This window comes from Haliea atlantica, from assembly GCF_054779855.1.
The window spans coordinates 1,024,925-1,047,776 of record NZ_BAAGXL010000003.1 but is presented as its reverse complement, the minus strand read 5'-3'; the positions used below and the strand labels follow the sequence as shown (position 1 = coordinate 1,047,776).

At 65.2% G+C, this 22,852-nt stretch carries 22 protein-coding genes; 15 read left to right on the top strand and 7 right to left on the bottom strand.

Annotated features, from left to right (window positions below):
* Genes ACYVGS_RS04920 through ACYVGS_RS04910 form a run of 3 tightly spaced genes read left to right on the top strand, consistent with a single transcriptional unit; the run spans position 1 to position 4,254 of the window.
* Positions 1-1,731, top strand: coding sequence for a type I secretion system permease/ATPase (locus ACYVGS_RS04920; protein ID WP_460587522.1), 1,731 nt, complete (start codon positions 1-3; stop codon positions 1,729-1,731).
* Positions 1,728-3,035 carry an HlyD family type I secretion periplasmic adaptor subunit gene (locus ACYVGS_RS04915; protein ID WP_460587521.1) on the top strand — a complete coding sequence of 436 codons (1,308 nt, stop codon included), beginning with the start codon at positions 1,728-1,730 and terminating at the stop codon, positions 3,033-3,035. Before ACYVGS_RS04920 ends, ACYVGS_RS04915 begins: the two co-directional genes overlap by 4 nt.
* A 4-nt stretch (positions 3,036-3,039) precedes the next feature.
* Positions 3,040-4,254, top strand: coding sequence for an MFS transporter (locus ACYVGS_RS04910; RefSeq protein ID WP_460587520.1), 1,215 nt, complete (start codon positions 3,040-3,042; stop codon positions 4,252-4,254).
* Between the two features lie 39 nt (positions 4,255-4,293).
* Here ACYVGS_RS04910 and ACYVGS_RS04905 read toward each other — a convergent pair whose 3' ends face one another.
* Positions 4,294-5,544 (bottom strand): succinylglutamate desuccinylase/aspartoacylase family protein, encoded by a 1,251-nt coding sequence (locus tag ACYVGS_RS04905; protein ID WP_460587519.1) that lies wholly within the window; start codon positions 5,542-5,544, stop codon positions 4,294-4,296.
* A 574-nt stretch (positions 5,545-6,118) separates the two neighbouring features.
* Here ACYVGS_RS04905 and ACYVGS_RS04900 point away from each other — a divergent pair.
* Positions 6,119-6,757, top strand: a complete 639-nt coding sequence (locus ACYVGS_RS04900) for a GGDEF domain-containing protein (RefSeq protein WP_460587518.1) — start codon at positions 6,119-6,121, stop codon at positions 6,755-6,757.
* An 8-nt stretch (positions 6,758-6,765) separates the two neighbouring features.
* Here ACYVGS_RS04900 and ACYVGS_RS04895 read toward each other — a convergent pair whose 3' ends face one another.
* Both ACYVGS_RS04895 and ACYVGS_RS04890 read right to left on the bottom strand, forming a co-directional pair.
* Positions 6,766-7,218, bottom strand: a complete 453-nt coding sequence (locus tag ACYVGS_RS04895) for an RrF2 family transcriptional regulator (RefSeq protein ID WP_460587517.1) — start codon at positions 7,216-7,218, stop codon at positions 6,766-6,768.
* On the bottom strand, positions 7,218-8,378 hold the full coding sequence (locus ACYVGS_RS04890) for an NnrS family protein (RefSeq protein WP_460587516.1): 1,161 nt from the start codon (positions 8,376-8,378) through the stop codon (positions 7,218-7,220). The genes ACYVGS_RS04895 and ACYVGS_RS04890 overlap by 1 nt, the downstream gene beginning before the upstream one ends.
* 181 nt (positions 8,379-8,559) lie before the next feature.
* Between ACYVGS_RS04890 and ACYVGS_RS04885 the strand changes: the two genes are divergently transcribed.
* The 4 genes from ACYVGS_RS04885 to ACYVGS_RS04870 all read left to right on the top strand — a co-directional run bounded on the left by ACYVGS_RS04885 (position 8,560) and on the right by ACYVGS_RS04870 (position 13,211).
* The gene (locus ACYVGS_RS04885) at positions 8,560-9,012 is read left to right on the top strand and encodes a c-type cytochrome (RefSeq protein WP_460587515.1); all 453 of its coding nucleotides are present in this window, start codon (positions 8,560-8,562) and stop codon (positions 9,010-9,012) included.
* Positions 9,013-9,050: 38 nt separating this feature from the next.
* A complete protein-coding gene (locus ACYVGS_RS04880) occupies positions 9,051-10,397 on the top strand; it encodes a cbb3-type cytochrome c oxidase subunit I (RefSeq protein WP_460587514.1) in 1,347 nt (448 codons plus the stop codon).
* Positions 10,398-10,463: 66 nt separating this feature from the next.
* A complete protein-coding gene (locus ACYVGS_RS04875; RefSeq protein WP_460587513.1) occupies positions 10,464-11,279 on the top strand; it encodes a CbbQ/NirQ/NorQ/GpvN family protein in 816 nt (271 codons plus the stop codon).
* Between the two features lie 6 nt (positions 11,280-11,285).
* Positions 11,286-13,211: a nitric oxide reductase activation protein NorD gene (locus ACYVGS_RS04870; protein ID WP_460587512.1), complete on the top strand. Its 1,926-nt coding sequence runs from the start codon at positions 11,286-11,288 to the stop codon at positions 13,209-13,211.
* Here ACYVGS_RS04870 and ACYVGS_RS04865 read toward each other — a convergent pair.
* Complete coding sequence (locus ACYVGS_RS04865) at positions 13,198-13,614, bottom strand: hypothetical protein (protein ID WP_460587511.1); 417 nt, start codon at positions 13,612-13,614, stop codon at positions 13,198-13,200. The two genes, ACYVGS_RS04870 and ACYVGS_RS04865, sit on opposite strands and share 14 nt — an antisense overlap.
* Positions 13,615-13,639: 25 nt before the next feature.
* On the bottom strand, positions 13,640-14,056 hold the full coding sequence (locus ACYVGS_RS04860) for a hemerythrin family protein (protein ID WP_460587510.1): 417 nt from the start codon (positions 14,054-14,056) through the stop codon (positions 13,640-13,642).
* Positions 14,057-14,103: 47 nt separating this feature from the next.
* Between ACYVGS_RS04860 and ACYVGS_RS04855 the strand changes: the two genes are divergently transcribed.
* Positions 14,104-15,387, top strand: coding sequence for an acetyl-CoA hydrolase/transferase family protein (locus tag ACYVGS_RS04855; protein ID WP_460587509.1), 1,284 nt, complete (start codon positions 14,104-14,106; stop codon positions 15,385-15,387).
* Positions 15,388-15,438: 51 nt separating this feature from the next.
* On the opposite strand, the gene ACYVGS_RS04850 is transcribed toward ACYVGS_RS04855, so the two are convergent.
* Positions 15,439-16,347, bottom strand: coding sequence for an NAD-dependent epimerase/dehydratase family protein (locus tag ACYVGS_RS04850; protein ID WP_460587508.1), 909 nt, complete (start codon positions 16,345-16,347; stop codon positions 15,439-15,441).
* Between the two features lie 168 nt (positions 16,348-16,515).
* Between ACYVGS_RS04850 and ACYVGS_RS04845 the strand changes: the two genes are divergently transcribed.
* From ACYVGS_RS04845 to ACYVGS_RS04835, 3 genes are all read left to right on the top strand, one after another.
* The gene (locus tag ACYVGS_RS04845; RefSeq protein ID WP_460587507.1) at positions 16,516-16,935 is read left to right on the top strand and encodes a DUF1330 domain-containing protein; all 420 of its coding nucleotides are present in this window, start codon (positions 16,516-16,518) and stop codon (positions 16,933-16,935) included.
* 69 nt (positions 16,936-17,004) lie between these two features.
* Positions 17,005-17,454, top strand: a complete 450-nt coding sequence (locus tag ACYVGS_RS04840; protein WP_460587506.1) for a carboxymuconolactone decarboxylase family protein — start codon at positions 17,005-17,007, stop codon at positions 17,452-17,454.
* 1 nt (position 17,455) lies between these two features.
* Positions 17,456-17,977 (top strand): carboxymuconolactone decarboxylase family protein, encoded by a 522-nt coding sequence (locus ACYVGS_RS04835; RefSeq protein ID WP_460587505.1) that lies wholly within the window; start codon positions 17,456-17,458, stop codon positions 17,975-17,977.
* Here the strand turns inward: ACYVGS_RS04835 and ACYVGS_RS04830 are convergent.
* Entirely contained in the window at positions 17,974-19,275 is a 1,302-nt protein-coding gene (locus ACYVGS_RS04830) for an acyl-CoA dehydrogenase family protein (protein WP_460587504.1), read from the bottom strand. The two genes, ACYVGS_RS04835 and ACYVGS_RS04830, sit on opposite strands and share 4 nt — an antisense overlap.
* A 157-nt stretch (positions 19,276-19,432) precedes the next feature.
* Here ACYVGS_RS04830 and ACYVGS_RS04825 point away from each other — a divergent pair, with 157 nt between their 5' ends.
* From ACYVGS_RS04825 to ACYVGS_RS04815, 3 genes are read left to right on the top strand one after another with little or no spacing between them, the layout of a single operon-like run.
* Positions 19,433-20,164 carry an SDR family NAD(P)-dependent oxidoreductase gene (locus ACYVGS_RS04825; RefSeq protein ID WP_460587503.1) on the top strand — a complete coding sequence of 244 codons (732 nt, stop codon included), beginning with the start codon at positions 19,433-19,435 and terminating at the stop codon, positions 20,162-20,164.
* Positions 20,161-21,189 (top strand): phosphotransferase family protein, encoded by a 1,029-nt coding sequence (locus ACYVGS_RS04820; RefSeq protein WP_460587502.1) that lies wholly within the window; start codon positions 20,161-20,163, stop codon positions 21,187-21,189. Before ACYVGS_RS04825 ends, ACYVGS_RS04820 begins: the two co-directional genes overlap by 4 nt.
* Before the next feature lie 10 nt (positions 21,190-21,199).
* Complete coding sequence (locus ACYVGS_RS04815) at positions 21,200-22,822, top strand: long-chain fatty acid--CoA ligase (protein ID WP_460587501.1); 1,623 nt, start codon at positions 21,200-21,202, stop codon at positions 22,820-22,822.
* Positions 22,823-22,852: the final 30 nt, after the last annotated feature.

Sequence of the window (22,852 nt, the reverse complement as noted above, 5' to 3'; positions counted from 1 at the left end):
ATGCGTCTCCCTGCCCGGGCGGCGGGCCGCCCCGTGCCCGAGGAGCTGCGGGAAGCGCTCGCTTCCTGCCGCCGCGCTTTGTGGGTAGTGGGTGTTTTCAGCGGGGGTATCAACCTGCTGTTGCTGGCGCCAGCCATCTACATGCTGCAGGTCTACGACCGTGTGCTCACCAGTGGCAGCCTGCCGACTCTGGTGATGTTGACCCTGGTGGTGCTGCTGCTTTACCTGGCCATTGGTGGGCTGGAATGGGTGCGCGGTCAGATCCTTCTGCGCAACGCGCTGCGGCTTGATCTGGAGCTTGAGCCCCGGGCCTTTGATATGGCGTTTCGGGAGTCACTCTACGGCGCCGGTAAAACCTCCCCCGGTCAGGTCGTGTCCGATCTGGCGGGCCTGCGCCAGTGGCTCGCCACTGGCGGCCCGGTGACACTGCTGGATGCGCCGTGGTTGCCCATATACCTGCTGGTCATGTATCTGCTGCACCCGCTGTTTGCCCTGGCGGGTGCGCTGGCGGCCGCGATCCTGATCGCATTGGCGGTATTGAATGCCAGGCTGACGGGAGAGCTGGGGCAGCGCGCGAACATGCAGTCTGCACAGAGCCACACTGCCCTGCAGCGTAACCTGCGCAATGCGGAAGTGGTGGAGGCCCTCGGGATGCGGGGCAATTTGCACCGACAGTGGCGGGAGCGGCACCTGAATGTACTGGCAACCCAGGCACGTGGTAGCGGCCGGGGGCAGGCACTGACGACCCTGGCCAGGGTTTTTCGGCTCTCGGCGCAGTCACTGATTCTCGGTCTCGGTGCCTGGCTGGTGATCGAGCAGCGTGTCACACCGGGCGTCATGATTGCCGCCTCCATATTGTTGGGCCGCGCACTGGCACCGGTGGATGGGCTGATCGGCGGTTGGCGCCAGTGGGTGGACGTCCGGGAGCGGTACTGGCGTCTGCTGTCGGCCCTGGAGCGGATGCCGCCACGCCCGCGCAGGATGCCGCTGCCGCCCCCGGAGGGGCGGGTGGACGCGGAGGGAATATCCCTTGCGCCGCCGGGTGAAAAGCGCCTGGTCCTGCGCCAGGCCAGTTTCCGTATTGAGCCGGGGGAGGCGGTGGGCCTGGTCGGGCCCTCTGGCTCGGGCAAGACCAGCCTGGCCCGCGCGCTGGTCGGGGTCTGGCCTACAGTGGCCGGGACACTGCGGCTTGACGGCGCCGAGATATTTCAGCGCGATCGCGAGGAGTTGGGGCCACACGTCGGATATCTGCCCCAGGACGTCGAGCTTTTTGATGGCTCGGTGAGTGCCAATATCGCGCGGTTTGGAGACATTGATCCCCAGCGCGTAGTTGCCGCGGCGCAGTTGGCGGGAGTCCACGAGGCGCTCTTGCAGCTGCCCTCGGGTTACGACACCGCCATTGGCGAGGCGGGTGCTACCCTCCCGGCAGGGCTCCGTCAGCGCATTGCCCTGGCGCGTGCGCTCTACGGTCGACCCCAGCTGCTCGTGCTCGACGAGCCAAACTCCAATCTGGATGATGCCGGGGAACGGGCCCTGATCGCCGCGCTGCGCCGCGAGAAGCAGCGGGGGGCGACCATTGTCATCGTTTCCCATCGCAATACCATTCTCGCAGTGGTGGAGCGCCTGATGGTGCTGAAGGAGGGCGCCCTGGTCCTCGACGGTGCCAAGAAGGACGTCATGGCACGCCTGTCGGGCCCGCGTCCCGGCCGCAGTGCGGGAAGCAGCGCATGACAGGCGCCGGAGCCGCAAACCCGGATTGGGTCAGTGATCGTCGCTATCGGCGTATTGGCTGGATGATTGTGCTGGTTACCTTCGGCCTGTTCGGAGGTTGGGCGGCACTGGCACCCCTGGACAGCGCCGCGCTGGCCCCGGGAGTGGTCACTGTCGAGGAGGCGCGCAAGACCATCCAGCACCCCGAAGGCGGTATCGTCCAGACCATCCATGTCAGCGAGGGGGCCCGCGTAGCGGCCGGCGACCCCCTTATCAGCCTGGATGCCACGCAGTGGCAGGCGGAGCGGAGCCTTCTACACGGCCAGTATGCCAGTCTGCTGGCCGAGGAGGCCCGGCTGCAGGCCGAGCGGCAGCAGCTGGAACGGATTGTCTATCCCGAACTCCTGCGTGGAAGAGAGGATCGCCGGGCGCAGAGTGCGATGACGAGCCAGGAAGCCCTGTTCCAGGCGCGGCGGGATGCCCATGCCGGCGAGAGGGCCGTTCTGGAGCAGCGCATTGAGCAATTGCAGACGCAAATTGCGGGCATCGAGGCGGTTCGCGAGAGCAATCTCAGTCTGCTGCAGTCCTTTGACCGGGAACTGGCGGACCTGCGCCGCCTGCAGGAGCAGGGCTATACCGGCAAGCAGCGCATTACCGAGCTGGAACGGGAGCGCTCACAGCTGATTGGTGAAAACGCCGAGGCGCTGTCGCGCATGTCCGGTAACCAGATTCGCATCGGCGAGACACGGCTGGAGATCATCCAGCTGGAGCGCCACCGGCAGTCCCAGATCGCCGACGAGCTGGAGACGGTGCAGGCGCGTCTGTATGACGTCGAGGAACGCTTGCGGGTGATTGAGGACCGGGTGGAGCGAGCAGTGATACGGGCTCCGGTGGCCGGTCTGATACTCGGTTTGCAGGTGACGACAGTCGGCGGCGTGATCTCTGCGGGGACACCGTTGCTGGACATCGTACCCGAGTCGCGGCGGTTGATCGTCGAGGCGGAGGTCTCACCGGTAGACATTGATCGCGTGCAGTCCGGCGTCGATGCGCGCATTCGCTTCACCGCCTTCAAGGCGGCCACCACGCTGGTGGCAGAAGGCACGGTGGAGACGCTGTCCGCGGATCGCCTACTGCGGGAGGACGGCTCCCCCTACTACCTGGCGAGAGTGGCGGTGGAGCTCGAAAGTCTCAGTGCACACGATCGCGGTCGCCTGGTTCCGGGTATGCCCGCCGATGTGTTGATTACCACCGGTGAGCGTACACTCCTCCAGTATCTGCTGCAGCCGGCGAGGAATGTCATGGCGCGGGCCTTGATCGAGGACTGACACGGTGCGCTTTCCTCTCGCCTTTCTCGCTGTGATGATCCTGGTGGCGCTGAATTTTCGACCGGCGCTGTCCTCTCTGGCGCCGGTTCTATTGCGCCTGCAGGAGACCCTCGGGCTGTCTGCCGGACAGATCGGTGCGCTCACGACGCTCCCGGTTTTCTGTCTCGGCCTGTTTGCTCCCCTGGCGCCGCGGCTGGCGCGCCGGTTGGGCTACGAGCATACCCTGAGCTGCGCATTGCTCCTGCTCCTGCTGGCCCTGTTGCTGCGCAGTGTGCCGGTGGCTGTCCTGCAGTTCCTCGCCACCGCACTGGTGGGTGCGGCGATCGGTGTCGGGGGCACTGTCTTGCCTGTTCTGGTCAAGCGGGAGATGCCGGGTGCCTCCGACCTGGTGACGGGTGTCTACACCATGGCGCTTTGCCTCGGGGGTGCCCTGGGGGCGGGGCTGAGTATTCCGCTGGCGGATACGCTCGGTGGGTGGCCTGCGGGGCTGGCGAGCTGGGCCTTGCTGGCGCTGGTCGCGCTGCTCGCCTGGCTGTGGTTCTACCGGGGCAGAACCGTGTCTGACAGCGCCCTGGCCGAACCCGGGGTGGGGCTTCGCCCACGGCTGCGTCGCTCTGCACTGGCCTGGCAGGTGACCGTGCTGATGGGGGCGCAGTCGGCACTCGCTTACATCGTATTCGGTTGGCTACCCACGCTGCTTCAGCAGCGCGGCGTGTCCGAGGCGCTGGCAGGCTGGATGATGGCGGTTTCGGTGTTTGTGCAGCTGTTTGCCGCCCTGGCCGCGCCCTGGCTGGCGAGACTGAGTGCCGACCAGCGTCCGGCCCTGGTCAGCATGTTGGCAATGATTGCGCTGGGCTTCACGGGCCTGCTGCTCGCGGGGGCCGAGTGGCGCTGGGCCGCGGTGGTGGCCCTGGGGGTCGGTCAGGGGGGCAGCTTCAGCCTGGCACTGACCCTGCTGGTGCTGCGTACTTCGACGCCTGCTCTGGCGGCGCGGCTCTCCGCCATGGCCCAGGGTTTCGGCTATTGCCTGGCGGCGCTGGGGCCCCTCGGCGTCGGGTTGATGCTCGAGGCCGGTGTCGGCATGCGGGGGCTATGGCTGGCGATGATGGCCCTGGTAAGTCTGGCACTGGTGGCGGGTCTGCTGGCCGGGCGCGATCTGTGTCTGCACCACGAAACCGGCGAGGCATCGTTGCGGGTGAGGCGCGGCGCGCGGCACTAGTCGGCTGAGCGGCGCAGTCGACTGGCTGGCCGACTGTTGTCAGTCATCCGCGAGGGGCCCGCCCTCGTCACTTTCATCGTCGGCAGACAGCTCGATGTGGTTGCCGTTTTCGGTCGCCTCGGGGCTGCTGGCAGCGTCGCCGCTGGTGGTAGAGAGCTCGGTCTGCGCCTCTCGCTCGTCCACCAGTTCCTCGGGAACCTGTCCCCGCGGCGCGGCGATACCGATGTGGTGGGTGGCGAAGCCTGGCTGAACCACCTGGTTCAGGGCCATCCCGATCACCCGGCCGGTATGACTGGAGACGATCCGCGTGCGCACGTTGGTAATCGGGTTGGTTACCGTACCCAGAACCTCGCCTTCGCGGACATTCTGTCCCAGGCTGACCCGGCTGAAGACGATGCCACCCACCGGCGCGCGCTGCCACACCGAGTTGTAATAGACCGGCTCGGGGTCGCCCCACAGACTGAAGCGCGAGGTCATGCCCAGGTGGTTGAGCAGAGTTCTGACGCCCTTGACGCTGTGCCCGACCGCAGTCTCCTCGAGCACCGAGGGGCCTCCCGCTTCCAGGGTCACCGCGGGAATGCCAGCGGCCACGGCTGCGTGGCGCAGGGTGCCTTCGGCGCCCTCGCTGTGCAGTACCACGGTAGAACCAAAACCGCGTGTAAGATCGACGACTTCGGGTTTGCTCAGGTCGCCCCGCAACTGCGGCAGGTTGGTGCGGTAGAACGAGCCGGTATGCAGATCGACGACCGCGCTGCAGTGCTGGATGACCTCGTGGAAAAAGGAGTGGGCGATTCGCGAAGCCGAGCTGCCGCCCGGGTCACCGGGGAAGTAGCGATTGAGATCGCGGCGGTCGCTGAGATAGCGCGAACTGGCGTGGAAGCCCTGCAGGTTGACGATGGGTACACCGATCACGGCGCCCTTGAGGCGCTCCGGTTCGAGGTTGTAGAGCACCCGCCTGACCGTTTCTATCCCGTTCAGCTCGTCGCCGTGGATGGCGGCAGTCAGGCACAGGGTCGGCCCCGGTTCACTTCCATTAACCACCAGTACCGGGGTGGCAATGTAGATGCCCTCGAAGGATTGTTTGGGCGCCCAGGCCAGCCGCGTGGAGGTGCCGGGGGGCACGTCCACCCCGAGTAGAAAGAGGTGACCGGAGGGCTCGGCTGGTGGCTCCGCGGCTGCGGTGTCCGCCGTTTCCGCCGTGTTGGTGGCCGCGGGTGCGGCTTGCGCGTCGGGCGTCGTTTCAGTGGAAGTCGTTTCAGTGGAGCCGGAAGCGAGGTCGCGGGCTGTCACTGTGGGAGCCGCTGCGCTGGCTTCAGCAGGCGCGCCAGCGCTATCGCCGTCGCTGAGTCCATCGCCTGCTGTCGCTGGCAGCTCACTGCCTGGGCCGCTGTCACCCGTCCCATCGCTGTCAGGTGGCGGAGCGGAGACTGGGGCCGGGGCGGGTGTTGCAGTGGTGCCTGGCTGGGGCGGTTCCTCGGGGGCCACGGGCTCCTCGAGGGACACGTTGGTCGCCATGGGAAGTTCGCCGTGGCTTGTTGGCGCTGTCGGGGGTGCGGGGTCCACGGCCTGGCGGTTTGGCGTCACTGTCGACAGGGAGCCCCCCTCCGGCCGGTCCTCGCTTTCGGTGGCCGGGACCAGCGGGGCCGCGGGCAGGAGTATTGCGCTCACTATGCAAATGGCGAGGAGTTTCCTGTGCAGCCTGTCGGTCATTGCTCGCGCTGTGCCCTCGATTGCCGCGGGATGGTTGGAATCCGGCATTCTAGCAGAAAGCAGGCTCGGCCGAATTTGCCATTGACTTGTTTTTCACGCGATGAGGTGCACAATGCCGGTATAGACAGTGCGTAGCGGGTGAGGAGCAGTTTGCGTGGGCAGTTCGGCGACCGAGACCACCTTGACCATGCTCCTGATGGCCATGGCACTGTGCCTGCTGGTGGTCCTGCTGCTGTATCGGCGTCAGCGCAAGTTGACCGAGTTGCTCCGGCAGGAGTCACGCACCGATCACCTGACGGCCATTCCCAATCGTCGCTGCCTGTTTGAAGTGCTGGAGAATGCCGTGGCGGTGGCGTCGCGCTACCAGCAGCCGCTCTCCGTACTCGCGATGGACATCGACCACTTCAAGCGCGTCAATGATCGCTACGGTCACGGGGGAGGCGACCGGGTGCTGGTCCGGGTGGCGGGCGTACTGCGGGATGAACTGCGCAAGGCGGACCTCGTCGGCCGTCTCGGGGGTGAAGAGTTTGGTGTCCTGCTGCCGATGACACCGCTGCCCGCGGCCACAGCGATCGCTGAACGTCTGCGCCAGACTGTGGAACGCCTCGATTTTGGCGGCATGTACCCCGGTTTGGGTGTGACCTGCAGTATCGGCGTGGCGGAACACAGAGCGGGCGAGGGGGGTGATGCCCTGTTGCTGGCGGCGGACCAGGCGCTTTATCAGGCCAAGTCCGAGGGTCGCAACCGGGTCTGTGTCGCTGCACGGCCGGTGCTGGAAGACGACGCCGCCTGATTCCGGGTTCAGCCGGATACCGCTATCAGTGGTAGATCGAGGCGCTCGCGCAGCGTTTCGCCGCGGTTGCGCACCAGCTGCTCCAGGGAAATCGTGTCGAGTGTCGCGAAGAAGGCCTCCGTGGCACGCCGCAGGGCGCCCGCCAGAATGCACTGGCCATCGATCGCACACTGGCCCGGCTCGTGAAAGCACTCCACCATGTGGTCAGCGGGCTCCAGGGCCCGGGTGACAGCGCCGACACTGATACGGGCCGGCTGCATGGCCAGGCAAATACCGCCCCCCTTGCCCCGGATGGTATGCACGAAACCGTGGTGCTGGAGTTGCTGTACCACCTTGGTCAGGTGGTGATGGGAGATGCCGTAGGCCGAGGCGATGGCCTGTATGCGTGTTCTTTCCTCGGTGTTCACCGCCAGGTAGATGAGGACCCGCAGGGCATAATCGGTGTGTAGTGTAAGGCGCATCAGCCCGGCTTGCCGTCAACGCGGGGCGAGCGGAGTATCCCTGTGTAGCGCCAGAGGAACAGGCCAAAGGCCGCCGACCAGGCGAGGCTGGAGAGGGTGACGCCGAGTTGCCAGTCGAGGGTATTCAAGGCCGTGAGGATCCGCAGCAAACCAGCTGCCAATACTAGCCAGAATGCGGTCAGCATGCCAGCGGGTGGGCGCAGGGGGCGCCCCGTGTGGCCCAATGCCACCCGCGCCATGACCCCGAGTATCATGGTGCCGATGGCACCGCTGCCCAGGGCATGCAACCAGACCGTGTCGCTGACCCACCCCAGCGCCGCGGCTCCCCGCAGCAGGAGTCCGACGGATACCCAGAGTAGCCCGGCGTGGAGGATCCACAATAGGGGCTCCTCGCGCACCAGCCAGCCGCGCCAGGTCGCCAGGCGCCACAGCGAGGCCAGACCGGCAGCGGCGGCAATCACCGCGATAGCGAGCTGAGAAACCGCAGCCGGCCATAGCATGGCGACGACGTGCAGGACGAACAATGCCAGGCAGGAGATCGCCGTGACGCGCTCGAGGCCGGGAAATTCCGCGACCCCTGCGGCTTCCCGACCCTGACGCTGCAGCCAGTTGCGCGAAAATGCCGGTGTTATCCGACCTCCCACCAGCAGGATAAGCAGAGCTGTTGCCAGCACGGTGGCATGCAGCCAGCGCACCTCGGCGCTGAGGTGGAAGCCGAGGTCCGTACCCCAGAGCAGGAGCAGCAGTGCGACCAGGGGCAATTGCCGCCACTGCCGGGCGGGTAGGACCCGCGCAGTGACGATTGCCGAGACCACTGGCAGGAACAGCAGGTCCAGCAGAAGGGCCAGCGCGGGCGCCAGACCCAACAGCAGTGCGATCCGGGGCAGCAACCACAGCAGCCACAGCGCAAGCAGCCACGCGCCGCGCAGCGGCGGGCTGCCGGTCCAGGCGCAGACAGCCGTCAGCACAAAGCCCGCAATGGCGCTGTAGAGCACGCCCGCCAGCATCTCGTGCTGGTGCCAGTGCAGCGCCGGCAGGGCGGGCGACAGCTCGATCGCCCCGCTCACCATCAATACCCAGAGGGGCACCAGTAATGTGGCTGCCCAGGCGCAGGACAGGAAAAACGGACGAAACGGGTAGGCGAGAACAGGATGTCGCATTATTTGACCTGTATCTGGCTGTGATCTAGTAGTACTACCGTCGAGCAAAGAAATGGCGGCGGAGTCGTGGTCGGGCCTTGACCGGCTTGCGACGCCACTGCACAATCTCAAAACAAGTATAACATATGCATGATTAGGTGCTGTCTTTTCCGCGGCGCCATCAGCGACAGGGAGACACCGTATGGTGGAATCACTGACTCGATCGGCAGCCCGCAATATTTTCTTTGGCGGCTCGCTGTTTTTCTTTCTGGTTTTTGCGGCTCTCACCGCCCACAGCCACTGGTACATGGTCAACGTCTCCACGGACCGTGAGGGGCTGACCGAGAGTGTGGCCGCCGGCAAGCATGTCTGGGAAAAACACAGCTGCATCAACTGCCACAGCCTTCTCGGCGAGGGAGCCTACTTTGCTCCGGAGCTGGGGAATGTCTGGCATCGCTACGGCGGCCGCGAGAACCCCGAGGCCGCACGTGCCGGTATCAAGGGCTGGATTCGTGCGCAGCCCTTGAATGTTCCCGGCCGCCGGCAGATGCCGGCGTTTGATCTCAGCGAGCAGGAACTCGATCAGCTGGTCGACTTCTTTCGCTGGGCGGACAGCATCAACACCCAGAACTGGCCACCCCACCCGGTAGGATAACGCGCAGGTTGCGCCCCCGACAGGCAGGAGAATAAGCGATGAAATATGCGACGCAGCGGGTTGCTTTGCCCTTTTTTGCCCTGGCCATGGCCCTGTTTGCCCTCCAGGTGACCTTCGGCATTTTGGCCGCAATGGTCTACGTGCTGCCCGAATTCCTGGTGGATGTGGTGCCCTTCCACATCATGCGCATGAGCCACACCAACCTGCTGATCGTCTGGTTGCTGATGGGCTTCATGGGCTGCACCTACTTCCTCTTGCCAGAGGAGGCCGAAACCGAGATTCACAGCCCGATGATCGCGTATGTGCAGCTGGCCATTTTTGCGGTGGCCGGTGCGGGCGCCCTGATCAGTTACCAGTTCGGTATCCACGAGGGGCGCGAGTTCCTGGAGCAGCCGCTGTGGTCGAAGATCCTGATCACCGTCGCCTTCCTGATGTTCCTCTACAACACCAGCATGACCCTCTGGAAAGGTCGCAAGACGGCGATCAACACCATCCTCATGCTGGGTCTTTGGCTGGCGGCGATATTCTGGCTGTTCGCCTTCTACAATCCGGCCAACCTGGCGCTGGACAAACTTTATTGGTGGTGGATCGTGCACATCTGGGTGGAAGGCGTCTGGGAGCTGATCATGGCCTCCCTGCTGGCCTACCTGCTGATCAAGCTGACCGGGGTGGACCGCGAGATCATCGAGAAGTGGCTCTATGTGATCATCGGCCTGGCGCTGTTTTCCGGCCTGCTCGGCACCGGCCACCACTACTACTGGATTGGGGCGCCCGGCTACTGGCAACCCATCGGCAGCATTTTCTCGACCCTGGAGGTGGCGCCCTTCTTCGCCATGGTCATGTTCGCTTTCTTCATGTTCTGGAAAGGACGGCGCAATCACCCCAACAAGAGCGCCATGCTGTGGACCCTGGGCAGCGCCACGGTGGCCTTTTTTGGCGCCGGTGTGTGGGGCTTCATGCACACCCTGTCCTTCGTCAACTACTACACCCACGGCACCCAGGTGACCGCCGCTCATGGCCACCTGGCCTTCTACGGGGCCTACGTGATGATGGTGCTCGGTGTGATCACCTACGCCATGCCGCAGTTGCGCGGACGACAGCCTTTCAACCAGATTCTCAACATGTGGAGTTTCTGGGTCATGACCTCAGCCATGTGCTTCATGACGTTTACCCTGACCTTTGCCGGTGTGGTACAGACCCACCTGCAGCGGGTGCTGGGCATGAATTACATGGAGGTGCAGTCGCAGCTTGACCTGTTCTACTGGATGCGACTCGGCGCGGGAGCCGTGGTGGCCGTGGCCGCCGTGATGTTCCTGATTGCGATCTTTGGGCCGGCGCGGGAGGAAGTGCCCGAAGGCGCCGGTACGGCCTTGACCCAGCCCTGAACCGGGATCTACCCAGCCCCGGGGCAGAGTGCCACTCGCCCCGGAACACAGCACAAGAGGTGACCCTTGATCGACGCAGCCACCGAAGCCGGCGAGCAGGGCCGTGGGCCCTGGTATGAAAGCATTGGCAATGAATGCGAGCTCTTCGAGCAGGCCTGGCAGCACCGCCTGCCACTGCTTTTGAAAGGCCCCACGGGTTGCGGGAAAACACGCTTCGTGTCGCATATGGCGGCGCGCCTGGGCCTGCCCCTGTACACGGTGTCGTGTCACGACGACCTGGCGGCCGCGGACCTGACCGGTCGCCACCTCTTGTTGGAGGGGGAGACCCGCTGGGTGGACGGCCCCCTGACCCGCGCGGTGCGCGAGGGTGGAATCTGCTACCTGGACGAGGTGGTGGAGGCACGCAAGGATGTGACTGTCATCTTGCATCCCCTGACCGACGACAGGCGCATGCTGCCCCTTGAGCGAACCGGCGAGATGCTGCAGGCGCCCCCGGGCTTCATGCTGGTGGTGTCCTACAACCCCGGCTATCAGAACCTGTTGAAGAGCCTCAAGCCGAGTACCCGCCAGCGCTTTGTTTCCGCCAGTTTCGATTTTCCTCCCCCCGAGCAGGAGCGGCGCATCGTCGCCCGGGAGAGTGGCCTGGACGAGCGCCGCTGCAATACCCTGGTCAACCTCGCGCAGCGGCTGCGTGCCCTCAAGGGACAGGACCTGGAAGAGGGCGTATCCACTCGCCTGTTGATCTACTGTGCCACCCTGATCAAGGCCGATCTGCCCCTGCTGGAGGCGGCGCGGGCAACCCTGGTGGAGCCGCTCACCGACGAGCCCGATGTACAGGAGGCCCTGCTGGAGATTGTCCGCATCGGCTTCGGCGAGGATTGAATCGCGGTGTGGGAGTGGCTGGAAATCGAGGAGGTCACCGGCCGCTTTTGGCACCGCTGGGCTTCCCGTTCGGCGAGCTGGCCGAGCTTCCCGCAAGCGGCGGTGAGCCTGGACAGCGTGCTCCCGGTGCTCGGCGTATTTTTCCGCGCCGCGGGGGGGGATCCCGCCCTGGGTGTCAATGCGGTGGCCGCCGAGGAATCGGCCCATCGTCTCAACTTTCGCCAGTGGCTGGGGCAGTCCCGGGAGCGACAGGTGGTCAGCCGTCGCGACCAGGAGAATCTTCTGCTGCCCGCGGAGCTGTCGGTATTTCCCGATCGGGCGCTGAATCGCGATCTCTATTTCTGGTTGGCGGCCCACGCCGCCTGTCTCCCCGTCGTACCTTCTGTCGAAGACCCGCTGCATCGGGATTTGCTGGCCCTGCAGGCCGCCCTGGAGGGAGTGGATAGGGCCCTGGCACAGTTTCCCGGATTGGCGCCGCGCTACCGTCGTCTCGCCGGGGCCCTGCTGCCCCTGCGCCCGCAGCGCTCGCTGCCACCCGTGGAGCAGGCGCTCGAGTCACTGATTGTCGCGGCACTGGCCCAGGGGGCCGGTGAGGCCATCCCGGAGCGCTGGCAGTCGCTTGTCCGCGAGCCGCGCTTTCCGTCGAATGCGCCCCGGGCTTACCGGCCGCCTCTCCCGGTGCCCCTGTGGGCGAACGCCTTTGCCGTCCAGCCAGGCGGGGTGGTGCGGCCGGATGCGGAGCCGGAATCCACCGAGTCCGCCGCAACCAGCGACCAGGCCCGTCCCGGGCGACGCAAGGCACAGCGCCGGCGTCAGGACCAGGCCGAGCGGGAGGACCCCTTGGTGTTCAACCGCTTTGAAAAACTGCTTTCCATGGCCGAAATGGTCAATGTAAATCGCCTGGTGGATGACGAGGAAGACGAGCATGCCGCCCGCAATGCGGAACAGCTGGAGGAGATCACCCTGAGTCCCCACCGCCAGCAGGCGGCGGCCAAACTGCGCCTGGAGCTGGATCTGCCGGCGGCTGAGGCCACCGGGGCACCGCTGGCGGCACGCCTGAGCTACCCGGAATGGCACTACCGCGAGCGTCGCTATTTGCAGGACCACTGCGTGGTCCTGGCGGGGGTCCAGGAAAGCGAGGGGGAGCGCTGGCAGCCGGATCTGGCCATGCGTCGTCGAATCCGCCAGGTGCGGCGTCAGTTCGAGGCCCTGCAGCCCCGGCGCCTGCTGCTGCGCGGCCAGCCCGATGGCGACCAGCTGGATATCGACGCGGTGGTGCGCGCGGCGGCAGACCAGCGCGCCTGTGGGCAGAGCAGCGACCGGCTCTACCAGGCGACCCGCGAGCAGGATCGCGATCTGGCGGTCTCGGTGCTGGTGGATGTGTCCCTGTCGACCGAGGCCTGGCTGGAGGATCGCCGGGTGCTGGATGTCGAGAAGGAGGCGGTGCTGGTGCTGGCTCACGGCATCGCCGCTTGCGGCGATGCCTTTGCCATCCACAGCTTTACCTCGCGTCGTCGGGAAAAGGTCTGGGTGAATACCCTGAAAGACTGGGCGGAGGGAATGGACCGTACTGTGGAACAGCGCATTCAGGCCCTGCAGCCGGGCTCCTACACCCGCATGGGGCCGGCCATCCGCCACCTGGCTGCGGGGCTGGCAAAGCAGCCCCAGCGTCACCGGCTACTGCTGCTGCTCACCGACGGCAAACCCAACGATACCGACTATTACGAGGGTCGCTATGCGGTGGAGGATACCCGGCGCGCGGTGCTCGATGCCCGGCAGAGCGGGGTGCGGGTGTTTGCGGTGACCATCGACCAGGAGGCCCAGCAGTACTTCCAGCGCATCTTCAGCCGCGGCGGCTACAGCATCGTGCAGCGCCCCGAGCACCTGGCGGTGGCTTTACCGGCCATCTACCGGCAGATCATCCGTCACTGAAGGCCGGGCTCACCCCGCCGAACAGCAGGCTGTCAGGACGCTCGATGGGGCGGTTGGCGGTAAGGCGATGAATACCCACGCCACAGCGGCCAATCATCCAGCCGACAGCCAGGGTGAAGTAGAGGTAGCCGAAGGCCCAGGCGGACATCGGCGGCGCCGCCATCTGGCCGAGCACGCGCCACAGCAGCAGCGCGGCGATGCCACTGGCCGCGAGACCGGCGAAGGTCCACAGCTGGAAGCGCAGGTGGGAGGCAACCCAGTCGGCGCTGTGTCGCAGCCGCCACGCGGCCAGCAGCGCGCCCAGGGGCAGGGTCACAAAGGTCATGATGGCTCCCAGGTACAGGCCGTAGACGATGACGGCGACGCCGCGGCCCGGAGCATCCTTGTTGCGCAGTTCATTCATTTCGCGGTTCCAGAGTCGGCTCGATTCACTTGGCGTCAGCGGCCAGGATAAAGGCCTCGAGATCCTTGTCGACCCCGAAAACATGGCGCTGCAGCCACTCGCGAAGGAATATGGTTACCGCGTTGCGGAAACCGGGTTCGTCGATACCCCCCTCCAGCAGGCAGGCGATCTCTTCCCGGAAGCGGTCGTGGGATTCCCGGTGCGTCTCCAGGTCGGGGTAGTCCAGCGCCACCATGTAGTACTCCTCCAGACGGAAATGGATCTCCGTATACTCGTAAAGTCGCTGCAGCACTTCATTGTCGGAGTCCGGCTCCGCCAGCAGGTCGAGGATCTCGAACAGGGCCTGGTGCTGGGCGTCCTGCCAGAGTATGTCACTGGTGCGCGGGATCATGCCGGAAGTGTAGACCAGGCTGCGTCCGCTTGCCCGTGCCGGAAGACCCATCCCGGCTGTGGTATAAAGTACTGAATTGCAGCAAGTTTGGGGGGTCTGTGACGCTGTTTGTCGAATCTGCGCTGGAAGCGGTGTCGGTCATTGGTTCGGGGGAAAACCTGTGGTGCCACTCCATGGCGGCCACACCCACGGTGCTGCTGGAGGCACTGGCAGAGCATGCGCGGGCGCTGCAGGATGTGACCATCATGCAATTGCACCTGGAGCATGCGGAGGCCCTGGCGGACCCGGCCCTGGACGGGCACCTGCGCAACCGCTGCTTTTTTGCCGGACAGGTGACCCGCGACCTGATCAACCAGGGCCGCGCCGACTATGTGCCGATTTTTCTCTCCGAGATCCCCAAGCTGTTCCGGCGCGGTGACGCCCGCGTGGATACGGCCCTGGTCCAGGTCTCCGCCCCGGACCGGCACGGCAATTGCTCCCTGGGTATTTCCGTCGAGGCCAGCAAGGCGGCCTGCGATGTTGCGGGGCGCATCATCGCCCACATCAACCCGGAGATGCCGCGGACCCACGGCGACAGCTTCATCAACCTGCGGGACATCGATGTGGCTTATACCCGGCCCGAGCCGCTGCTGTTGCACGGCGAGCGCGAGATTTCCCCGGTGGAGCGAACCATCGGCGAGCACGTGGCCAGCCTGATCGAGGACGGCGACTGCCTGCAGATGGGTATCGGCGCCATCCCCGACGCGGCACTGGCCTGCCTGGGGGACCGCCGCGACCTGGGTATTCACACGGAGATGTTCGCCGACGGCGTGCTGCCGCTATTGCGCAGCGGCGTGATCAACAATGCGCGCAAGAAGATTTCCCGGGGGCGCACGGTCACCTCCTTCGCCATGGGCAGTCAGTCACTCTATGACCATGTCAATGACAACCCGGAGGTGGTGTTCCTGGACGTGGAGTTCGTCAACAACCCAGTGGTGATCGCCAAGAATCCCCGGGCCACGTCAATCAACAGTGCGCTGCAGATCGACCTCACTGGCCAGGTCTGTGCGGATTCCATCGGCCACCGGATTTACTCGGGCGTGGGCGGGCAAGTGGATTTTGTGCAGGGCGCGAGCTATTCCGAGCGCGGCAAGTCGATTATTGCCCTGCCCAGCACCGCCCGGGGTGGCACGCTGTCGCGCCTGGTGCCCCATCTGGCCAGTGGCGCGGGTGTCGTCACCACACGGGCGCAGGTGGACTATGTGGTGACGGAATACGGTGTGGCGAGGCTGCGTGGCTGCTCCATCGCCGAGCGGGCCCGGGCCCTTGTGGCGGTGGCGCATCCGGATTTCCAGGAGTCCCTGGCGCGGGAGGCCCGGGACACCATGGGTGTGCGTGTGTAGTCAGGTGCTGGCGCCGCGGCAGGCGTGCCCGCCGCAGCCCGGCCGCGCCGGTCAGCTGTAGGCGGCGAGAATGCGCTTGATGGTCGGTTCGATCTGCTGGCGATCGAAACTGCCCAGGGCCTCGTGGTCCGCTGGATCCACCTCGTAGGACACCGTGGCTCCCGGGCCAGCGAACATGATCGCGTTGGGGAACAGCGGGTGGTCGTCCCCGCGTACCTCGATATCCTGCGGGTTGCCCGCGAGGCGGAACCATAATTCCAGGTATTCTTTCCAGGTCAGGTTTTCATCACCCACCAGGTAGGCCTTGCCGCCTTCGCCATTGGCCAGGGCGCCGGCCACCGCCTGTGCAACCGAGCGGGAGCTGATGTGATTGGTGCCGCCCTCGGGAGCGAATACCGGCACGCCTTCCAGCTGCCCGCGCGCATAGGCGACAACCGCGGCAATGTAGTCCACCTGCGTACCATCGATGTGACCCAGCACGAAGGGGCAGTCCAGGCTGACCACGCGGAAAGTGTCGGTGTTCAGGGCGCGAATGGCCTTGTCGGTGTTGTGACGGGAGGTGACGTAAGGGCATTCGCCGACGCGGTGGGGGGCCACCTGGGAGTAGAAGGAACCGATGTACACGGCGCTGCGGATGCCGGCGTCCCGGGCCGCCTCGAAGGCGCGCGGTACGGCGATGTCGTTGGCCTGGCGATAGAACTCGGCGGGGTCGACGGAGCCGTCCTGGGGCACGTTGCGGATGTCCGCGGCGGCGGCGAAGACCATGGCCTCGAAGCCCTGCAGGCGGCCATCGGCGAGGTCATCGTTGATGTAATCCCCCTGTACCCAGGGCAATGCGGCGAGGGCCGGGGCCTGCGGGCCCTTGCGGGACATGATGGTGACCTCATGCCCCTGGCTTTGCAGTTCCAGTGCGGCGTCGCCGCCAATCAGGCCGGATCCGCCAATCACGATCACTTTCATGGTTTTCTCCTCTAGGGTGGGGAGCGCAGGGCTCCGTCCGTTTATTGCGGTGGCCGAGCATACTATAGTCGTGGCGCAGTGCCTGCCGGGCGCCGCCACATCCGGCGAATGGGTATACCTATGCAGCCTTTGGCGGTAAGCTGCCAGAACAATAACAGGAGGCTTGCAATGAGCGGCAATGTCGACCCCACCCGCGAACAATTCGACCACTTCAAGTCCCTGCCCCGGGATACCCCGATCTGGATGCTCAATCTGATCCGACTCAATGCACGCGTCCGCTATCCGGACGGCGAGGAGGTTTCGGGCGCTGAGGCCTACACCCGCTACGGTCGCGACAGTGGCCCCGTGTTTCGACGCCTCGGTGGCAGCATCGTCTGGCGCGGGCGACCGGAAGCCATGGTGATCGGCCCCGCCGACGAGTACTGGGACATCGCCTTTATCGCCCATTACCCGAACGCCAGGGCCTTCATGGCCATGGTCACCGATCCGGCGTACAAGGAGGCAGTGCTGCATCGTCAGCTCGCGGTCGCCGACAGCCGGCTGGTTCGCATGGGCGAGGCGGCCGGGGGCGAGGGTTTCGGCGGGTAGCGCGGACAGCGGGGCGCTCAAAGGGAGCCGCCGGTAACGGCAACCATTTGAAATCAGGAGAAGATTGACGTGAGCTGGATCGTGCAAGAGTGTTCATCCCGGGAGGCCATCATGGCGCGGCTGCCACAGCTGGGCGAACCTTTCCTGGCCATGTACGAGAGCCTCTGGGAGCAACCCCATGTACCCGGACCGGTGCTGGAGTTGTGCCGCCTGCGTATGGCCCAGCTGCATCGCAGCGAGGGTGATCAGAGCTTGGCCGTGGTGCCGGTGGACGCCGCGCGCCGCTCGGCCCTGCGCGACTGGCACCGCTCGCCGTTGTTTACCGAGGCCGAGCGGGCATGCCTGGAATTTACCGAAATCTATGCCATGGATGCCCTGGCGATCACGGACGCGCAGGCGGAAGCGGTCAAGTCACACTACGGCGATGTCGGCCTGGTTGCGCTGGTGCAATCCCTCGGCGTATTTGACGGCCTGCAGCGCCTGGGCCTGATCTGGCAGACATCGAAACAGGAGGCATGAGATGAGCAGTGTGGCGAGAGTGCAGGTCCCGGAAGGGCAGGGCGGCAGTGGCAACGTGATTCGCGACTCGGCCCTGGGCATGGTGCCCGAGGTGGTCGAATCCCTGATTGCCCTCAATGGCGCAGTCTGGGACGCGGGCGAACTGTCCCCCGCGGAGGTCGAGCTGGCGCGCCTGCAGAACGCGCAGTTCACCGGCTGCGTGATGTGCCGCGCGGTGCGCTATGACGTCGCCGTGGCCGATGGCTTCAGCGAGGAAAAGGTGGCGGTGATACAGGAGGGTGCCGATGAGGCGGTCCTGAGCGAGCGGGAGCGCCTGATCGTGGCCTTCACCCGCCAGTTCCACCTGGACCCGGCGGGCATCCCGGCCTCGCTACAGGCTGAACTCAAGGCAGCGTTCACGGAAGCCGAGCTGCTGCATCTGTCCATGGCGGTAGCCTACTTCTGCGGCAGCTCGCGCTGCGCCGTGGCGCTGGGGGGGATGCCCGAGAGCATGCCCCGCACCGAGATCGCCATTCCCCGCTAGCTGTTTCCCTCCAGGAAGTGGCCGTACTTCTTCATGGCCGCTTCGCGCTGGGTGTGGGTGTGGTAGCTGGGGAACAGTGTCTGCACCGGCTCGTAATCGCGCAGTACGGTCCGCGCCACGGTGATCTTGTGGACTTCCGAGGGCCCGTCGACGATGCCCAGCTCGGGGATGTTGGCCCACATGGTCATCAGCGGCGTTTCATCGGATACGCCGATGCTGCCGTGCAGGTGCATGGCCCGGTAGATCACTTCCTGGAGCACCTTGGGCGTGGCGGCCTTGATCGCGGCGATCTCCTTGCGCACCTCGCGGTTGTATTCCTTGTACTTGTCGATCAGCCACGCGGTATACAGCACGTGCAGGCGATACTGCATGATCTGCGTGTAACTGTCGGCGATTTTTTCCTGGGTCAGCTGCTTCTTGGCCAGTGGCTCGCCCTTGGTGGTGCGGCTGACCACGCGCTCGCACATCATGTCCATGGCTTTCTTCAGCACGCCCACGCTGCGCATGGCGTGGTGTACGCGGCCGCCGCCGAGGCGGGTCTGCGCCACCAGGAAACCCTGGCCTTCTTCGCCCAGCAAGTTGTCGGCGGGCACCCGGCAGTTGTTGAAGCGGATATAGGCGTGCACACCGTCGCCCTGTTCGACAAAGGGGCCGACGGCGGAGTTGCGGATGATCTCCATCCCCGGCGTACCTTTTTCCACCAGAATGATGGAGGCGCCTTCGTGGATGGGAACGTCGGTGTTGGTGACCACCATCACCAGCAGGAACTCGGAGAATCGGGCGTGGGAGGCAAACCATTTCTCGCCGTTGATCACCCACTCGTCACCGTCGCGGGTCGCGGTACAGGTGAATTCGGCGGGGTCGGCGCCGGCTTGGGGCTCGGTCATGGAATAACAGGAGGCAATCTTGCCATCCAGCAGAGGCTGTAGGTACTTGGTTTTCTGCTCGGGGGTGCCGAAGTGGGCGAGGATTTCGGCATTGCCGGAATCGGGGGCCTGGCAGCCGAACACGCTGGGTCCGAAGCGGCTGCGCCCGAGGATCTCGTTCATCAGGCCGAGTTTGACCTGGCCGTAGCCTTCACCGCCGAGCTCGGGGCCTAGGTGGCAGGCCCACAGGCGTTTTTCCTTGACGATCTGTTTGAGGGGCTCCATGGCTTTCGCTGCCGGGGAGTCCGGGTCCCAGGGATCGCCCGGACCGCGGAAGACCAGGTCCAGGGGTTCGATTTCTTCACGGGTGAAAGTAGCGATCCAGTCCAACTGTTTCTGGAATTCGCTGTCGGTTTCAAAGCTCCAGCTCACGGTGACACCTTCTTTGTTTGATAAGCAATGCGGTTTTGGTTTCGCTGTCTTGCCCGCCAACACATGGTTTTGCTTGACTTCGGCGACGCCCAGTTTAGACTTGTTAGATGCAAACAAGCAAATAATTCTTTACTCACCAACCAGCAGAAGTGAAATCATGGCTGATCAGAAAGTTTGGATTGTCACCGGCGCTTCGCGGGGCATTGGGCGTGCCATTGCCGAGCAGGCGCTGGCGGCGGGTGACCGGGTGGCGATCTTCGCCCGCAGTGACAGTATAGAAGATCTGGCGCGGGAGCTCGGTGATGCCTGCCTGGCCTGTCGGACGGACGTCTGTGATACCGCGTCGGTGCAGGCGTCGGTGGATCGGGTGATCGCGCACTGGGGGCGGATCGATGTCCTGGTCAACAATGCGGGGCTGCACCGTGGCGGTCGCATCGGGCGGATCTCCGCCGAGGACTGGGATGCGGTCCTGGCCACCAACCTCAAGGGTGCGGTCAACGTGATCCGCGCCGCCGATCCGCACCTGCAGTCTGGCGCGGCCATTCTCAACGTCGGGGCGGTCGTGGGTTTCCGGGGCTTCCCCGGGGATTCCGCCTATGCTGCTTCGAAAGCCGGTTTGTCCGGCCTGACCCGCGCGCTGGCCATCGAGTATGCGGCGCGGGACATTCGCGTCAACCTGGTGATTCCGGGCCTGGTGCTGACCGAGATGACCGGCGGTCTGTCGGAGAAGGCCCTGGAAGGCATGCGCAAGACCATTCCCCTGGGGCGCTACGGCCGTGCCGAGGAAGTCGCCGAGGTGGCTTTCTGGGTGGCCAATTCGACCTACATGACCGGCGCCTTTATCCCCGCCGATGGTGGCCTGATGAGCAGTTTCGGGGTGCCGGGATGAGTGATGCGCTGGATGCCATGAATCCGCCACTGGCCCGCTGGCTGGCGGAGCACGCGGGGGTCTCGGGCGTGCAGGTGGCGCGTCGACTCAGTGGCGGCAATGCCAACCTGACGCTCCAGCTGGACAGTGACAGCGGTCCCCTGGTGCTGCGTACGCCGCCGGAGAACGCGATCTCGCCGACCGCACACCGCGGCATCGAGCGGGAGTCCAAGGTGCTCAGGGCACTGGACGGTCGGGCCCGGGTGCCGAAAATGGTGGCCTGGTGCGAGGACACCGAGGTGATCGGGCGCCCCTTCCTGGTCGTGGGCCACGTCGAGGGCGTCTCCATTACCGATGCGCTTCCCGACACCTACCCGGATACCGCGGAAACCGTCAATCGTCTGGGCGAGTCTCTGGTCGACGAGCTGGCGGTGGTGCACAGCCTGCCCTGGGAATCCCTGGGCCTGGAGCGCTTCGGTCGCCCCGAGCAGTTCCTGGAGCGGCAGATTACCCGCTGGCGGGACACCCGGGCCAAAGCCCCGGTACGTGAGTTGCCCCTGCTGCACGAGCTGGCCGGCTGGTTGCTGGAAAACCTGCCAGCGGAGACCCACGCCAGCCTGATCCACGGCGATTATCACCTGGACAACACCCTGTCGCACCCGCAGCGACCCGAGGTGGCGGCCATCATCGACTGGGAGCTGGCGACCATCGGCGACCCGCTGGCGGATCTCGCGCTGCTGTTGATGTTCTGGGGGCCGAGAGAGCTCGACCCCCCGGGCTTTCGCCATATTCAGGCGGTCAGTCGACGCCCCGGTGCGCACAGCCGCCGCGCGCTGGCAGAGCGCTGGTCGGCGGCAACCGGGCTGCCCCTGCGCGACATGGATTTCTACATGTGCTTTGCCTTCTGGCGACTGGCGGCCATTGTCGAGGGTGCCTGGGAGCTCTACTGCGCCGGCAAGGTCGACTCGGACTACGCCCGGGGCCTGGAATACGATGTTCCCGCGTTACTGGAAGAGGCCGCCGCGGCCGCCAAGGGAAACTGGTAAGGAGACAATAATGGATATGCACGCCACCATGATGCACATGCCGATGACTGTGCGCATGCTCATGGAGCACGGTCACGCGGTGTTCCCCGATAGCCGTATCGGGGTTTTTGACGGCACGTCGACCCACTATACCCGCTACAGTGAGACTGCCCAGCGCGCTGCTCAGCTGGCCCATGTGCTGCATGAACTGGGTGTGCAGCAGGGCGACCGGGTGGCGACCTTCAGCTGGAACAACCAGGCTCACATGGAGGCCTATCTGGCTGTGCCCTCCATGGGGGCGATTCTGCATACCGCGAATATCCGCCTGTCGGTCGAGCAGGTGGCCTATATCCTGAATCATGCCGAGGACAAGGTGGTGATTCTCGATGCCAGCCTGCAGGAGATGTTCGCCCCGGTTGTGCCCCTGCTCAAGAGCGTGACGCACATTCTCCTGGTGGGTGGTGAGAGTGGCCACCTGGAGCAGCTGCCGGTGGTCGACTACGAGAGCGCCCTGGACAGCCAGCCGCGCCACTACGACTGGCCGGATATCGACGAAACGCGCGCTGCGGCCATCTGCTATACCAGCGGCACCACCGGCAATCCCAAGGGCGTCGTCTACAGTCATCGCACCACCTTCGTGCACTCGCTGGCCTCCCGGGCTACCGATACCTTCGGCATCAACGAACGCGACCGTATTCTGCTGCTGCCGCCCATGTTCCACGCCAATGCCTGGGGCCTGCCGTATTCCGGCTGGTTCAGTGGCAGCGACTTCATCATGCCCGGGCCCCACCTGCAGCCCGCGGGCATCGAGGTCATGATTCGTCAGGAGCGCCCGACCTTCACCGCGATGGTGCCGACCATCCTGGGGGATCTGCTGCGGGTCTCCCAGCAGCGCGAGTTGGACTTGAGCTGCTTCCGTATGCTTGTATCGGGGGGCGCGGCAGTGGCGCCGGCCATGATCGATGCGGTGCGCGAGCGCTGGGGTGTTCCGGTGCTGCAGGGCTGGGGCATGACCGAGACCAGCCCGCTGTGCCACCTGTCTCACCCGCCCAGGGACCCCGGTCCAGCTGGGGAAACCCCCTGGCGCGCCAAGAGTGGCCGCCCGGTGCCGGGCGTGCAGGTGCGGGTGGTGGATGCCGATGGCAATCCGCTGCCCCACAACGGCCAGGACGTGGGTGAGCTACAATTGCGCGGCCCCTGGATTACCGGGGGGTACCACGGGGGTGAATCGCCGGATTCCTTTACCAGCGATGGCTGGTTGCGCACCGGTGATGTCGGGCATATCGATGAAAAACATTTCGTGCAGCTGACTGATCGCACCAAGGACGTCATCAAGTCCGGGGGTGAGTGGATTTCGTCGGTCGACCTGGAAAATACCCTGTTGTCTCACCCCGATGTGGTGGAGGCAGCGGTCATTGCCACCCCCGACGAGCGCTGGCAGGAACGGCCCCTGGCCATTGTGTTGGCGGGCAAGGATGCCGTGGGTGGAGCTGCGCTGCGGGAGTTTCTCGAGGACAAGGTCGCGCGATTCTGGATTCCGGAATACTGGGCCTTTGTTGGCGAGATACCCAAGACCAGCGTGGGAAAAATCGACAAGAAACGTTTGCGGGTGATGCATGAAAGCGGAGAGTTCGACGTACAGCACATCAAATGACAGTGCCGCGGGGGCGCCGGTAAAGGCTGC